This is a genomic window from Candidatus Desulfosporosinus nitrosoreducens (assembly GCF_030954495.1).
GTDB lineage: Bacteria > Bacillota > Desulfitobacteriia > Desulfitobacteriales > Desulfitobacteriaceae > Desulfosporosinus > Desulfosporosinus nitrosoreducens.
Genome location: NZ_JAVHUW010000026.1, coordinates 57,596 through 71,470, shown reverse-complemented (window position 1 = coordinate 71,470; position 13,875 = coordinate 57,596). Strand labels below are relative to the sequence as shown.

The window sequence follows — 13,875 nt, the reverse complement described above, 5'->3', positions numbered from 1 at the left end:
GGTGGGGCGAGAAGTGTGGCTATATTGTACTAAAGGATAGCAAATAAGAAGTCTAAGCGAAAATTCGGCTCATTTTGAATGGCGGCGGCTGAAAACCGCCAGCATCGCCGTCCTGCGCATCAAAATTATCACCAACAAGGCAAAGACAACAATGAGCATAGCCAGAGCCAAAATCCATTGCCCCTTGGCCCCTAAGACTGCCGCCCCCCCAAAGCAAGCGCTGATTCCGTACATTGACAATACCGCCTGGCGTTGCGTAAGGCCGGCGTCCAGCAAACGGTGGTGCAGATGCCCCCGGTCAGCCGTAGCCATAGACTGTCCGCGCAGCTTACGGCGGATAATAGCAAAGGTCAAGTCCGTGACCGGCATGCCCATGACCAAAAGGGGGAAAACTAGGCCGAGAATCGTCGCCGTTTTCAGCAGCCCAATGATAGAAAGTCCGCCTATAATATATCCTAAAAACATGCTGCCTGAATCTCCCATAAAAACACGGGCCGGCGGGAAATTATAGACTAAGAAACCAAGCAAGGCCCCAGCTAAAGCTAGAGTGAGATGGGCTGCGGGAACCTGGCCAACTTGGCCGATATGATTCGCCGACCAGAACAGCAACAGAGCGGCCATAAAGCATATCCCTGCGGCCAGTCCATCCAACCCATCCGAAATATTGACCGTATTCACCAGGCCAACCACCCAAAATAACATTAAGATGAAACCAATAGCACCGAAGCCATGCATTACAAAGTTGACCTCTCCGATCAGAGGCAAAGTGATCATGTTCATGGAAAAGCTGAAACCTAATAAAGAAGCCGCCACAATTTGCCAGAAAAGCTTAACCATGGGACGAATTTCCCGGATATCATCCCAAATGCCGACCAGCAGAATTAAGGAACTACCCAGAAATAATCCCCATAATGAGTCATCCCATACCTGTGCGATCAGTGTTGCCAGCCAGAATCCGGCATACAAGGCCAAACCACCAAGACGGGGAATCGGTTTTTTATGGATATGCCGACCGCCCGGATATGCAATTGCTCCCCACTTTTTGGCAAGTTTCATGGTGAAAGGTGTACCGATCACTGCGATAACTAAGGCCAAAGTAAAGGTCAATACATAGTTCATGATAGTTCCTCCGACCCCTTAGCTTTAAGCGTGTCGCGCAGCATCGTCGGCTGGCGCAATTCCAAACAGGAACAGGAAAACCTTTGCGGAAGCATCTCCATAGCACTTAACAATATTCTCCCGGCAACATTGGCCTGATTATAAAAAATATCTGCCAATTCCTCATGCTCCCAATCCTCCACGATTCCTTCAGCATAATTCACAACCAGTTGAACGCTGGCGTAATGGGCACCAATCTCCCGCGCCAAATAAACTTCAGGACACAGGGATTGCCCAATGACATCGCCACCCATCTGTTTAAACATCTGAACTTCGGCAGGACTTTCAAAATGACGCCCGTCCGTGCAAACATAAACTCCGCGTTCAAAAACATACCTGGGAGGATGATTTTGCAAAACGGTTTCATACAGAACTTTAGCGAGGTCCGGGCAGACGGCATCGCGCATCGTCAGCAGAAAGGGAAGTCCGATTGACACATCTTTCCTCATGGAGAAATCCAAATAATCGTGGGGAATGACGACATCACGGGGTTTCAGAAGATGGTTAATTCCCCCAACCCCACCTTCGGTTAAGACGACATGCACACCTGCTGCATGGAAAACCCAGAAAATTTGCTGCGAAGCCTGGGCTCTGGTGACTCCTTGCCTCCAGCCGTGCATCCGGCAGGTTAGAGCTTCTTTGCCGGCATAGGAAAAATGAGTAAACTCCGGTGACGGTCCAAAAGGAGTGTCAAAAATCAGTCCTTCGCCAAGAACTTTCGTTCCGGGAATTGACAAATCTGCAGGAAAAGAAATCGAATTCGTACTTGAGCCACAAATTAATCCTACCTCAACTTTGGGTATCACAGTTTCTCCCTCTTTCTAAACAAGACTCGGAAATCCCCATTGACGCAATGCTTCATAAACAACTACAGCCACGGAATTCGACAGATTCAGGGAACGCGCCTCCGCCCGCATCGGCAATCTCACGGTTTTATCCGGATAACGCGCTAAGATTTCCGGTGCCAATCCTTTGGTTTCTTTCCCGAAAATCAAATATCCCCCGGGTTCGTAGACTATATCACTATGCCAGCGGCCACCTTTTGTCGTTGCTAAGTAACGGGTACCGTTGGGATTCTTTTCCTCAAAATCACTGAAATTCTCATAATAAAAAATATCAAGCAGGTGCCAGTAATCTAATCCGGCCCGTTTCAATTGCTTATCATCAATACTGAAACCAAGAGGTTTTACCAGATGAAGGGCAGCTCCCGTTGCAGCACAAAGCCGAGCCACATTCCCTGTATTCGGCGGGATCTCCGGCTCAACCAAAACAATGTTAAGTCGACTGTTCAAAATCTGTTCCCCTTTCAATGACACCCGGCACAGTTCCCGTGACAGCCCGGTGAACAAGATCCGGCACTTCTTCCTTTAGAGACCCCAGGACTGGCAAAGCCGGATACTTGTTTCCAAAGCCCTTCATGTCCGCAGCCGAGACAGGTCAGGGATTCTCCATTTTCCCCCATTTTGCATAATTCTGTAGTCAGCAAACCGCAGCTCGGACACTCGAATTCGTAGATAGGCAATATAATATACCTCCCTGGCTATTTAGCAGCTACCTTGAAGCTCGCGAACATTTAGCCGATCATTTACTATTATAACCTGAAATTATTACAAACCCAAACTATAATCTGCTTTTTTCATTTTAAACTTACATTGAAATTATAGACAATTATAGCAAATTCTCAACCATTGCCGCTTCCGGCTCAGATATTTTGTATACTTTCCCGGAAGCTCTGGATGTTGCTTGAGCTTTTTGGTAAAGTAAATATCATTCGAAGGAGGTATTACCATGGGACAGAACCTAACTCAAAAAATTCTCGCAGCTCACCTGGTATCCGGCGATTTAAACCAAGGCAGCGAAATCGCTTTGCGGATTGACCAAACATTGACCCAAGACGCCACAGGCACGATGGCTTATTTGCAATTTGAAGCCATGAACCTCGCCAGAGTCCGCACCGAATGCTCGGTTAGTTATATAGATCACAATACTCTGCAAACCGGATTCGAGAACGCCGATGACCATGCTTTTTTACAAAGTGCGGCCGCACGTTTCGGTACCTATTTCTCCCGTCCCGGCAATGGGATCTGCCACCAGGTTCACCTTGAACGCTTTGCCCAACCGGGAAAAACTCTGCTTGGCTCAGACAGTCATACTCCAACGGCAGGCGGAATGGGAATGCTGGCCATGGGCGCCGGCGGGCTTGACGTTGCCGTAGCCATGGGGGGAGGAGCTTTTTACCTGCCTAATCCTAAAGTCCTGCGCGTCTGGCTGGTCGGACAATTGTCCGAGTGGGTCTCCGCCAAGGATATTATTTTAGAAATACTGCGCAGGCTTACCGTCAAAGGAGGCGTGGGCAAAATCATCGAGTATGCCGGACCCGGGGTCAAAACCCTCACTGTACCGGAACGCGCAACCATCACCAACATGGGCGCCGAACTAGGGGCCTCGTCCTCGATCTTTCCCAGTGACGAACAAACCCTGCGCTTTTTGGAAGCACAGGGACGGGCTGATGATTGGGTCGCTCTCTCTGCCGATGAGGACGCTTCTTATGACGAAACTTTGGAACTTGATCTCTCAGGTCTCGTTCCTATGGTCGCTCAGCCCCACAGCCCTGACAATGTCGTTCCCGTGAGTGAACGCGCCGGGCTGCCCGTCAACCAAGTAGCCATCGGCAGCTGCACGAATTCCTCCTACCAGGACCTAATGCGCGTAAGTCAGATCCTGAAAGGAAAACACGTGCACCCGAACGTGAGTCTGGTAATTTCTCCGGGCTCCCGCCAAGTCTTAAGCATGCTTGCCGCTGACGGGGCTTTAACCGACCTTCTTGACAGCGGAGCACGCCTGCTCGAATCAACCTGCGGCCCCTGCATCGGCATGGGGCAATCCCCCGTTTCCCAGGCTGTCTCAGTCCGCACCTTTAACCGCAACTTCCTGGGGCGAAGCGGAACTCAGGATGCTTCGGTCTTTCTGGCAAGTCCGGAAGTTGCCGCAGCCTGCGCCTTGACCGGCTTTATCACCGACCCGCGGACTCTCGGACTTCCGCCGGTTATCGAGTTCCCGCAGCAATTCCGCATTGATGACAGCATGATCATTCCCCCCGGAGATCCCGATACTCCAATCCGGCGCGGGCCAAATATTCAGCCTCTTCCCCTGGCTCCCAAACTTGACAATGAACTTAGCCTGCCGGTTGTCCTGAAATTAGGAGACAATGTGACAACGGACGATATCATGCCCGCCGGCTCTAAGATCCTCCCCCTCCGCTCCAACATCCCGGCTATTGCAGAATTTGTCTTTCATAAACTCGATCCTCAGTTTGCAGCAAAAGCCAAAGGTTTTAAACAAAGCGCCATCATTGCCGGACACAATTATGGTCAGGGTTCAAGCCGGGAACACGCCGCACTTGCCCCTATGTATCTGGGACTGCGAGTCGTTTTAGCCCAAAGTTTTGCGCGCATCCATCGCGCCAACCTCATTAACTTTGGCATTCTGCCGCTGACCTTTGTTCATGAAGAAGACTTAGCCCGCCTACAACCCGGAATGGTTCTGAAGCTTACCGACCTCCACCAAGCCATTCAGTCTTCAGAGCCCTTTGCTCTTGTTCCGGATAACAGTTCAACCCCCATTTTAGTAAAACACGATCTCACCGAGCGTCAGGCAAAAATTCTCCTCGCCGGCGGACTGCTGAATGAAACCAAAATTTCAGCCAATTCTGCCTCTAATACAACCTCTGTTATATAAAACAATATTGTAATTTACGTTGTTCTAAGTTATGATATGATTTGTTGTATAATTTCTTGGAAGAGGTGAATCTAATGCTTACATCAGACGATCGCAAACTGCTTAAAATTATAGCCGAAGACTGCCGCTTAGGACCGGAGGAGCTTTCTCTGCAAACCGGCTTAAGCCCGGAATACATCCAAAAGCGCATTAAGGATTGGGAAAAGGAAAAAGTGATTGTCGGTTATCAACCCTTGATTAACTGGGAACGAACGGGCGAAGAAAAAGTAGCCGCACTCATTGAAGTTCGAGTGTTACCCCAGCGGGGATACGGTTTTGATAAAATCGCCAAGCGTTTGCAAAAATTTCCTGAAATTAAATCTCTGATGCTAATGTCCGGGGGCTACGACTTAACTCTGCTCATTGAAGGCAAAACAATGCAGGATGTTGCTCTTTTTGTCGCGGAAAAACTCGCTCCCTTGGAGCACATTCAAAGTACCGCCACCCACTTCGTGCTGCGCCGCTATAAACAGGACGGAGTGGAACTTCTGGGTGAAGAAGAGACGCTGCAACGTCTCGTGATATCTCCGTGAACCGCTACCTTGCCAGCCATGTCGCCAATTTGCCGCCTTCGGGCATCCGCAAGTTTTTCGATCTCGTAGCGACCATGAAAGACGTCATCTCCTTAGGGGTCGGCGAACCGGACTTTGTCACCCCCTGGACTGTGCGGGAGAGCGGCATTTTCTCCCTTGAACAGGGGCAGACCATGTACACCAGCAACGCCGGGCTCTTGGAATTGCGTGAAGAACTTGCCCACCATCTCAACGTTTCTTTGGGCCTTTCTTACGACCCTTTGCGAGAAATCCTGATTACAACGGGAGCCAGTGAAGCTGTGGACCTGGTGATGCGCGCGGTTCTGGAACCGGGAAATATTGTCTTGGTTCCCGACCCTTCTTATGTCTCCTACGCCCCCTGTGCAACCTTAGCCGGAGCCGGCGTGCGCTATGTTCCGACTCATGCTCAGGAAAATTTCCGCTTGCGGGTGGAAGACTTAGCCAAGGTCTATTCTCCCGAGGTTAAGCTCCTGGTTTTATCCTATCCCAACAACCCGACCGGGGCCATTATGCAGCGCGAGGACCTTCTGCCCATCGCTGAGTTTGTAAAACAGCATGATCTCCTCGTCCTGGCCGATGACATCTATTCCGACCTTACCTACGAGGGTACCCATACCTCTTTTGCTAGTCTGCCGGAGATGCACGACCGCACTCTCTTCGTCAGCGGCTTTTCCAAATCTTATGCCATGACAGGCTGGAGAATCGGCTACGTGGCAGGTCATCCCGACCTCATTAGCGGCATGACTAAAATTCATCAATACACTATGCTCTGCGCTCCGATCACCGGACAAATCGCTGCTTTGGAAGCTTTGCGTTCGGCTTCCGAGGCTAAGAACGAAATGGTTTCAGCCTATGACCGCCGGCGCCGCCTTATGGTACATGGCTTCAGGTCCATGGGACTGGACTGTTTTGAACCTTTAGGTGCCTTCTATGTATTTCCCGATATATCCAAGACAAAGCTGTCCTCGGAAAGCTTTGCCGAAGAGCTTTTAAAAGAAGAAAAGGTGGCCGTAGTCCCAGGGACCGCTTTCGGACCTTCCGGCGAAGGCTTTATCCGCTGTTCCTACGCTTACTCTCTTGAACAGCTCGAAGAAGCCCTGGAGCGAATCACCCGCTTTGTTCAGCGCCGGTTGGTTTGAGCTTTACCGCCTCTCCGGGAAATGAGTTCACTCTTGCGGGCGAAGCTGCCTTCCTTACGGGTTTTGAGATTTTTTCAAGTCAGACTGTATAAAATACTCTTAGGAATTTTTTAGGGCTGCCTCGAAATAGAAATCTTCTATTTTGGGGCAGCCCGTATATTCTTGGGGTGTTTTTGGGGATATTCTTTGCAAATCTCCTGCTTTGCAGATGGCTATTCTTCTCCGTTGTCCTGCAAATAGGGAGTTAAAATCGGCGGCATTTGTGATTTTTCTCCAGCGGTTAACCACGAATTAAGCCGAGGGTCTTGTGCCTGGCGCATGGCCAGAAAAGCATTTCTTTGTAAGACTCCTTTGCCCCGCCATCCGGCTGCTGTCGGGAAAAAATCTTTTTTAAACTCTCCCTTCGTCATGCTCAAAGCAGTCAGCAAATCAACCCCGCGTTTGGGCCTGGCCGGAGATAAATCCTTTAATTCTTCCTGAAGCCAGGTTTGATTATAGGGACAAACCTCCTGACAGGTGTCACAGCCGAAAATTCGCAGGCCTAGTCCTTGGCCTGCGCCCATTGCCAGTACATCTTTGCTCTGGGTAAGGTAGGAATAACAGTTTTGAGCTGCAAACAATTCCTTGCCCAGAATCTGGGCCGGACAAACCTGTACGCATTTCCGGCAATTGCCGCACTGATTAGTGATCTCCTCATCGCTGGGGATCTCCCGGTCCAGAAGGAGCAGAGCTAAACTTACAAAGGAACCGTAGCCCGGTATGATAAGCTGCTGGTTCCTTCCGATCCAGCCAATCCCTGCCCGCAAAGCAAAGGCCCGCTCCACGAGCGGCCCCGTATCCACCTGCCAGCGCAGCTCACCAGGCCAATGATCAGCCACCATTTTCTCGCTCAACTCTTTTAACCTTTGGTTTACAACGCGGTGATAGTCTCCCCCAACCGCTGAGCGGGCCAAAACCCCCTCTCCTTGGACCGGCCCGACTGTGTGGGGCAGCGGATAGGCCAGAGCCGCTATTCCTTTACAATCCTGCCAAACCGCTTTAGGATCTACTCTTAACCTAATCTCCTTATTTTCAAAAGGTGTTGCCATATTTTGCTCAAAACGAGTCTGTAATAAGAGGTCAAGGCCTTCAATCGGCTTCGAGCCGGTAAATCCGACAGCGACAAAGCCTAGATCGAAAAGCCAGTTGGTTATTTTTACTTTCCAGTTCTGCCCTTCGTCAAACACCGTGAATTATCCTCCCCAGGGTTTATCTATTTACCATTGTAACTCAGCGGTTTAAAAATAAACAACAAAAAACGGAAGACCGCTATCTGGATTTGAAAATGGAGAGGGAAAGCACATAATTTAGTGATCCTGAGTAGACAAATTCAGAGGCCGAGGTGCCTTTCTCGCTTTCATTTCCTTACGTACCACCGGTTTTCTAAGTTCAGTTAACTTTTGGTATTTTAGCCTGTAATTAATTTAGTATATAATAACAAGAATTAAAGGGATTTAGTAGAAATTAATTCCAAATTGCGAGCTAAGATATTTTAGTGAGGAGGATGACATTGAAGAGAAAATCTTTAACCATAGGGATAGTGCTAATTGTCTTGCTTCTGATCTGTGCAGGTATTTGGGCCTATAGCAGAAGCTCAAATTTGCACCGCCCAATAAAGGTTGAAAACATTTCCAGTCTGACATTATGGAGTGGACATACGGATGAGAAAAAGGCAACCCAGGAAGAGATTGCAAACCTGGTGAACTGGTTTAATTCCGCGTCAGATATCCGGGAAAACAAAACTTTTGCGGGCGAGACACCTGACTCAGGGATTATAAAAAGACGCAGCTCATGGAGCTGCGCCCTATCATAACAGTGATCTATTTGAAATATCTGTCCAGCAAACCTTTAAAAGCGGCTCCATGCCTTGCTTCATCTTTGCACATTTCGTGCACCGTATCGTGAATCGCATCGTAGTTTAACTGTTTAGCTTTCGTCGCAATATCTTTTTTGCCTTGGCAGGCTCCGAATTCAGCTTCAACTCTGACCTCTAAATTCTTTTTAGTATCCGCGAAGACCACTTCTCCAAGCAACTCCGCAAACTTCGCCGCATGTTCCGCTTCTTCCAAAGCTATTCTTTTATAAGCTTCGGCGACTTCAGGATAGCCTTCCCGGTCTGCTTGACGGCTCATGGCTAGGTACATCCCGACTTCAGTACATTCTCCCATAAAATTAGCTTTTAAACCTTCGAGGATTTCAGGGTCTACCCCTTGGGCTACTCCGATTTTATGCTCATCTGCCCACTGTAAAGGCCCTTCCATTTTCTCAGAGAATTTGGCTTTGGGAGCTTTACACTGCGGACATTGTTCCGGCGCTTCATTTCCTTCAAAGACATAGCCACAAACTGAACAAACAAATTTCTTCATCATTGTTTCTTTATCCCCCTCAAAATATTATCAATTAATTTATGTTCTCATATTACAATTAATTTAAACCAAAATCAAGTGTTATTTTTTATCATCCCAGACTTTTTAAGGGGAATTTTTAGCGGGTAAATTTTAGTTTGAGGACATCGTTCAAGCAGGTCGAACATCCACTTTAATATCATAAAGTTAAACAGTTCGATTTTTCCGGAAGGTGTAAGTAAAGTCATCTTAGAATCCGAACGTCAAGATAGATTTTAGAAATTTTTTCTATTGTTTGTTCATTGTTCAGAAGATTCACCTCTCATGGACAGAATTATTATTAATGTTTTTACCCTTAAGTCGTGACCACCACGGCCTCTTCTTTTCCTCCAAGACAGCATGGATTTGGGCAATAATCCATCCGCCTTGTTCTTGTACCCTTTCTTCCTGCTGTTTCTCCAGGTCGGCTAGTTCTTGGCGTAGCCCCCTTATTTCCTGGCGTAATTCTTCGTTCTCTCTCCGGACCGCCGCGCTAATCTTCTCGTCCAGTTCAATAGGATCGAGTGGTGGTTTAACTAATGGCACAATATCGGGTGTCGTTTGAGCGGTGTTCACTTCTTCAATGGGTATGTAATACTGCTCACCATAATGGCCTTGCTCTTTAACGGCTTTTAATTCGCCCTTCCGAATGCGGCGGCGTACAGTGGCCGACGAAATTCCCAGGCGACTTGCTGCTTCCTCAACGGAAAAATAACCCTCCATCTCCAGTAGGCACCTCCCTATATGTATTATGTGTATCGGACAGGATGTCCGACAAACCCTGGGTAAAAGAAATCATTCTTTAAGCGATTTAGCCTTAATACCAGTTTTCGTTCCCCCATGACCATCAAATTGACGCCTTCTTCATGTGCCGCCTTGGCAATACCCCAGGCTATACTCCATTTATTTCTTAAACCCATAATAATAACGTTTTTATTGATAAGTAATGACCCCATTCTCAACCCTTCCTTCCATTCACCACAAGTGGCGAGAGATTTACTTTTAACGGTCATTTTTTCAATAACTGTACCATTCTCAATTTATCAGCTACAATTGCAATAAGTTTAGAATTAGTCGGTTTACTTCGACCCATATTTACTGTATAGCCAAATAGTCGGTTAACCGATTGTGTATTTCCACGATCCCAAGCCCGTTCTATAGCGCGGCGAATTCCCCGCTCAACCCGAATAGGAGTAGTATGATATTTTAGAGCTACTTTGGGATAGAGTTCTTTGGTAAAAGCGTCCAACAGTGAGATTTCTTCTACAACCATTAAAATTGCTTCACGCAAATACTGGTAACCTTTCAAGTGGGGCGGTACACCAACCTGCTGTATGATACGAGTAACTTCAATTTCTAAATTTACCGGACTCCCATTGACTATTTGAGCTATAGCTCTGTTGGCTACGATTGAACCAGTCAAGCTCTTAATAGTGTTGTCACCACATAACTGCCTAATTTGTTGACCCAGCAAGTGAAGATCAAAAGGCTTTGCCAGGTAATGATCAGTGCCCAGATTTACTGCCAACTGTTTTATCAATTCTCTTTCCAAGGAAGACACAATAATAACATGTGGTCTGTGGTTCTCATGTTGGAGCTTTTCCAACACACCCAGGCCGTCTAATTGAGGCATGATCATATCCAAGACTAATAAATCAGGAGATTTGTGACCGATTAGTTCAAATGCTTCATTCCCATTATAAGCAACACCAACTAATTCCATATCCTCCTGATTTTTTATGTAAGCTTTTAAAACCTCAATGAACTCTCTATTATCATCCGCCAATAATACCCGAATAGGTCTATCCATATTTGCTCACCCTTTACGTAATGCTTCTCTTATTTAATCCAGATACCTCATTAAACACCAAACAAGTTAACCAAACCTTGTGAGCTCCCAAAATGTTCCTAAGTCAATAATGAATGCCCGCCACTCCTAGTTGGCCAAAAAGCTTTAGTTGCATTAATAAAATTAAAAATCTTGAAATTCTCTGGGAATAATAATGGCGGGGGTGGTGGGATTCGAACCCACAAAAATCTTTTAAGCTATACCCAAAAATTAATTACGCAATAGTTTAAAAAATTCTTTTCCCTTACAACGCCCCCATACGACAATAATAGGCCTTTGTTGATGTATCAATCAGTTCTGAATTTCCAAGCGTTCGAGCATTGGGTTAGTGGTTCAAAGAATTAACCGCCCTGCGTAGCGCACTTAAAAAGCTGATGATTTCTGTTTAGAAGTCATCAGCTTTTTAAGCATTTCGGCGAATCCGAGGGAAACTTCATTCCCATCTATTGAATTATTGAATAACGAATCAACAGTTCCTCTACTTCGGCGCGGAACAGCCAATCGGTATTGTCAAGCAAGTCAACGAGACGTGCTGCCACCTTCTCCCGTTCAGTACCGGAAACCCTCGGCAAAAGCAGGGAACAGGCCAAGAGCGCAATTTGCGGATCGGCGTCCGTCATCAAGGAACAGACGGAAGCGGGCAAATCCTCCCCCTGATGCAACTCCGCAAACAGTCTTAAAGCGCTGCGCCGCCAACGCCGGCTGGACTCTGATTCCGCCTCCGGCGTCGGGGTCTTTGTAGCGGCCAATTGCAATAAACACGGGCAAGCCTGAACACCAAGCTTACGAAAAGCATTTTCCGCCGCCGGCCGGTAAAAATCATCCCCCAGAGCGCTGGCAAATACAGGAATGACCTCCGGGCGACGATATTCTCCAAGTGCTTCCACGACGCCGGCGAGCAGCTTGCGCTTTGTGGTTTCCAACAATAGCGTAAACACATCATCGTCCGGCCATTTCATCAGGGCACGGGCTACCGCGTTGGCAACAGCTTCATCGCCGGCCTGCTCCACGGGATCGGGAATATCAAAGTTCGAGTATAGGTGTTCCTTTCCGAACGAAGGTTCTTCTTCAATTTCAACTTCTGATTTCAGATTTCCTATTTCTGAACCTGGAACGAGTTTTGGCCTAAAGCGGGCCAGGAAATCCATGAGAACTTCCTTGGCGCCCAAAGCCGCCAGGACTTCCACAGCCCGGCAGCGCGGTTCAAATATTCCGCTGCGGTCACGGGTAAAAAGAAACTTCCGGAGCGGCTCCACAGCAATCGGTCCGCATGCCTCCAGATCAAGAACGGCCTGCTTAAGATCCCGGAGGGCGCTTAACCTGTCAATAGCCTCGTTAATCCGTTTATTTAGGGACTCCTGGTTTTCGGTGATCATTTTACCCGCGCTCCAGGAGCCCCGCGGCTAAATCCCCGGCCGCCTGCTCCTTAACTTTAAAATGCATTTTTTTCGTCCAGCCTCTGAGCGGATATCCCTACGATGAACAGCAATGCTAGAGTTAATCGTGGTGTTTACTCTGTTCAGAAACTTTGGTCCTTCACTTCCTTTCCGGCATTATATGAATTCAGGTACTCAGTACCCAGACCTCGATTATGGTTTTCGCACAATCCCTTAGCGTAAAATTGCCATAAAAAAAGCGCCTATCAGTTTTGTCTGATAGGAGCCATCAGCTTTAAAAAGCATTTTTGGGTGAGCTCCATCACCCCTTGATTTATATTATTTTATCTTTATCTTTGGTCAGATTCAAGTTTATTGTGGAAATTTTAATTAATTCTTCAAGTCTCCTCTTGAAGTCATCTTTTTGCAGCGGGTTGATCGGCTCACAGGCCAAACTAGTTCAGCCGGTTAATCCTTTTAGAGTAAGAAAAACCGGCTTTTTGCTTTATGAGCTTTTTGGACTGATTTACAAAATTTCGTTCATGCACGAAATTAGACTTAACAAAAAACTTAAATAACAGGACATTTTAAAAACAGCCGAATCTCTTGTTTTCCAAGCGATCCGGCTATTTTTTACCCCTCTATCTTTTAACTTCAGGTAATTCTGCCTAACAGGAACTAGCCTCATTAGTTTACCTTCCAAATTATCTTTGCATCTCCGCGGTCTGCAGTTAGTACTACCTGAAAAGAGGTTTATTTACTGGCTCTAAAAAAGGCGTAGGTCATCGGGTCCCCTTCTTGAAGAATCTCCGCTCCGCTGACATCAGCCAGGAAAAGAGTATGGGTTCCCGCGTCTAACTGACCCATAACCTTGGCTTCCATAGTCACCAGGACGTCATCCAGCAATAAAACTCCCGATTCTCCCCGATGGACAGCCACCCCTTGAAATTTATCGGCATCACGTCCCGAGCGATATCCGAACTTGCGGGCATAGTCCTGACCCGTCTGGCTCAACACCGATACACCGAATTTGCCGCTCTTTTGAATTAAATCATGGGTGAGGTTCCCTTTATTGATGCCAATAGCTATTCTCGCCGGATCAGAGGTAACCTGAAAACAAGTATTGGCGCATTGTCCGTTATCCCGGCCCTCTGCCTGGGCTGTAATGATAAAGAGCCCGTAAGAAATTCTATAAAGTGCTTGGCGAATTGCCGTCGGGCGATCCGGCTGTGCTTTCTCAGATTTCGCAGCCGGTTGAACTTGGGGAGCCGTCTTGGTCCCGGTTTCCTCCACAACTAATTGAAAATGACTGGCATCAACACCACAGATGGGGCAAACATCCGGCGGATTGTCCCCGGTATGTATATAACCACAAACATCACAGCGCCAACGTTTTTCCATAAAAAGCATCTCTCCTTTTTGAAATAATGATAAACTCAGACTATATATGGGTCAAGGAATACTTTTCAACTGCCCCTCAACCGCATGAAACTTCACATTTACGCTTAGCGGGATTAAATTCCGCTGGAGGTTAAAACCTTCTTTTTCCCGGGTTAGAAGCCTCATACATTTCACAGCCAGCTTTGCCCTCTTTTAGAA

At 47.4% G+C, this 13,875-nt stretch carries 15 protein-coding genes, 1 tRNA gene and 2 riboswitches; of the genes, 4 read left to right on the top strand and 12 right to left on the bottom strand.

Features of this window, described 5'->3' with window-relative positions; translation table 11 throughout:
- Positions 1 to 69 precede the first annotated feature (69 nt).
- The 4 genes from REC12_RS03055 to REC12_RS03040 are packed head-to-tail and all read right to left on the bottom strand — an operon-like array spanning position 70 to position 2,680.
- Entirely contained in the window at positions 70 to 1,119 is a 1,050-nt protein-coding gene (locus REC12_RS03055) for a glycosyltransferase family 4 protein (RefSeq protein ID WP_308892291.1), read from the bottom strand.
- Entirely contained in the window at positions 1,116 to 1,964 is an 849-nt protein-coding gene (locus REC12_RS03050; protein ID WP_308892290.1) for an MTAP family purine nucleoside phosphorylase, read from the bottom strand. Before REC12_RS03050 ends, REC12_RS03055 begins: the two co-directional genes overlap by 4 nt.
- A gap of 15 nt (positions 1,965 to 1,979) precedes the next feature.
- The gene (locus REC12_RS03045; RefSeq protein WP_308892289.1) at positions 1,980 to 2,450 is read right to left on the bottom strand and encodes a tRNA (cytidine(34)-2'-O)-methyltransferase; all 471 of its coding nucleotides are present in this window, start codon (positions 2,448 to 2,450) and stop codon (positions 1,980 to 1,982) included.
- Positions 2,451 to 2,464: 14 nt separating this feature from the next.
- Positions 2,465 to 2,680, bottom strand: coding sequence for an FmdB family zinc ribbon protein (locus REC12_RS03040; protein WP_308892287.1), 216 nt, complete (start codon positions 2,678 to 2,680; stop codon positions 2,465 to 2,467).
- 266 nt (positions 2,681 to 2,946) lie between these two features.
- Here REC12_RS03040 and REC12_RS03035 point away from each other — a divergent pair, with 266 nt between their 5' ends.
- From REC12_RS03035 to REC12_RS03025, 3 genes are all read left to right on the top strand, one after another.
- Positions 2,947 to 4,896: an aconitate hydratase gene (locus REC12_RS03035; protein ID WP_308892285.1), complete on the top strand. Its 1,950-nt coding sequence runs from the start codon at positions 2,947 to 2,949 to the stop codon at positions 4,894 to 4,896.
- Positions 4,897 to 4,970: 74 nt separating this feature from the next.
- Positions 4,971 to 5,468, top strand: coding sequence for an Lrp/AsnC family transcriptional regulator (locus REC12_RS03030; protein ID WP_308892284.1), 498 nt, complete (start codon positions 4,971 to 4,973; stop codon positions 5,466 to 5,468).
- The gene (locus REC12_RS03025) at positions 5,465 to 6,628 is read left to right on the top strand and encodes an aminotransferase class I/II-fold pyridoxal phosphate-dependent enzyme (protein WP_308892283.1); all 1,164 of its coding nucleotides are present in this window, start codon (positions 5,465 to 5,467) and stop codon (positions 6,626 to 6,628) included. The genes REC12_RS03030 and REC12_RS03025 overlap by 4 nt, the downstream gene beginning before the upstream one ends.
- Before the next feature lie 212 nt (positions 6,629 to 6,840).
- On the opposite strand, the gene queG is transcribed toward REC12_RS03025, so the two are convergent.
- Complete coding sequence (gene queG, locus REC12_RS03020; RefSeq protein ID WP_308892281.1) at positions 6,841 to 7,854, bottom strand: tRNA epoxyqueuosine(34) reductase QueG; 1,014 nt, start codon at positions 7,852 to 7,854, stop codon at positions 6,841 to 6,843.
- 323 nt (positions 7,855 to 8,177) lie between these two features.
- On the opposite strand from queG, the gene REC12_RS03015 reads away from it, so the two are divergent.
- The gene (locus REC12_RS03015; protein WP_308892280.1) at positions 8,178 to 8,480 is read left to right on the top strand and encodes a hypothetical protein; all 303 of its coding nucleotides are present in this window, start codon (positions 8,178 to 8,180) and stop codon (positions 8,478 to 8,480) included.
- Positions 8,481 to 8,487: 7 nt separating this feature from the next.
- Here the strand turns inward: REC12_RS03015 and REC12_RS03010 are convergent, their stop codons facing one another.
- The 7 genes from REC12_RS03010 to REC12_RS02980 form a co-directional block, all read right to left on the bottom strand.
- Complete coding sequence (locus tag REC12_RS03010) at positions 8,488 to 9,033, bottom strand: NADH peroxidase (RefSeq protein WP_308892369.1); 546 nt, start codon at positions 9,031 to 9,033, stop codon at positions 8,488 to 8,490.
- Positions 9,034 to 9,327: 294 nt separating this feature from the next.
- The gene (locus tag REC12_RS03005; RefSeq protein WP_308892278.1) at positions 9,328 to 9,774 is read right to left on the bottom strand and encodes a helix-turn-helix domain-containing protein; all 447 of its coding nucleotides are present in this window, start codon (positions 9,772 to 9,774) and stop codon (positions 9,328 to 9,330) included.
- 26 nt (positions 9,775 to 9,800) lie between these two features.
- Positions 9,801 to 10,007: a hypothetical protein gene (locus REC12_RS03000; RefSeq protein ID WP_308892276.1), complete on the bottom strand. Its 207-nt coding sequence runs from the start codon at positions 10,005 to 10,007 to the stop codon at positions 9,801 to 9,803.
- Between the two features lie 53 nt (positions 10,008 to 10,060).
- Entirely contained in the window at positions 10,061 to 10,861 is an 801-nt protein-coding gene (spo0A, locus tag REC12_RS02995) for a sporulation transcription factor Spo0A (RefSeq protein WP_308892274.1), read from the bottom strand.
- 194 nt (positions 10,862 to 11,055) lie between these two features.
- Positions 11,056 to 11,157: transfer RNA gene (locus REC12_RS02990), tRNA-Ser, on the bottom strand.
- Between the two features lie 122 nt (positions 11,158 to 11,279).
- Positions 11,280 to 11,350: riboswitch (Fluoride riboswitch) on the bottom strand.
- Positions 11,344 to 12,276: a hypothetical protein gene (locus REC12_RS02985; protein WP_308892272.1), complete on the bottom strand. Its 933-nt coding sequence runs from the start codon at positions 12,274 to 12,276 to the stop codon at positions 11,344 to 11,346. (Overlaps the previous riboswitch by 7 nt.)
- A gap of 273 nt (positions 12,277 to 12,549) precedes the next feature.
- A riboswitch (Fluoride riboswitch) is annotated at positions 12,550 to 12,612 on the bottom strand.
- 417 nt (positions 12,613 to 13,029) lie between these two features.
- Positions 13,030 to 13,677 carry a flavin reductase gene (locus tag REC12_RS02980; protein ID WP_308892270.1) on the bottom strand — a complete coding sequence of 216 codons (648 nt, stop codon included), beginning with the start codon at positions 13,675 to 13,677 and terminating at the stop codon, positions 13,030 to 13,032.
- Between the last annotated feature and the right edge of the window lie 198 nt (positions 13,678 to 13,875).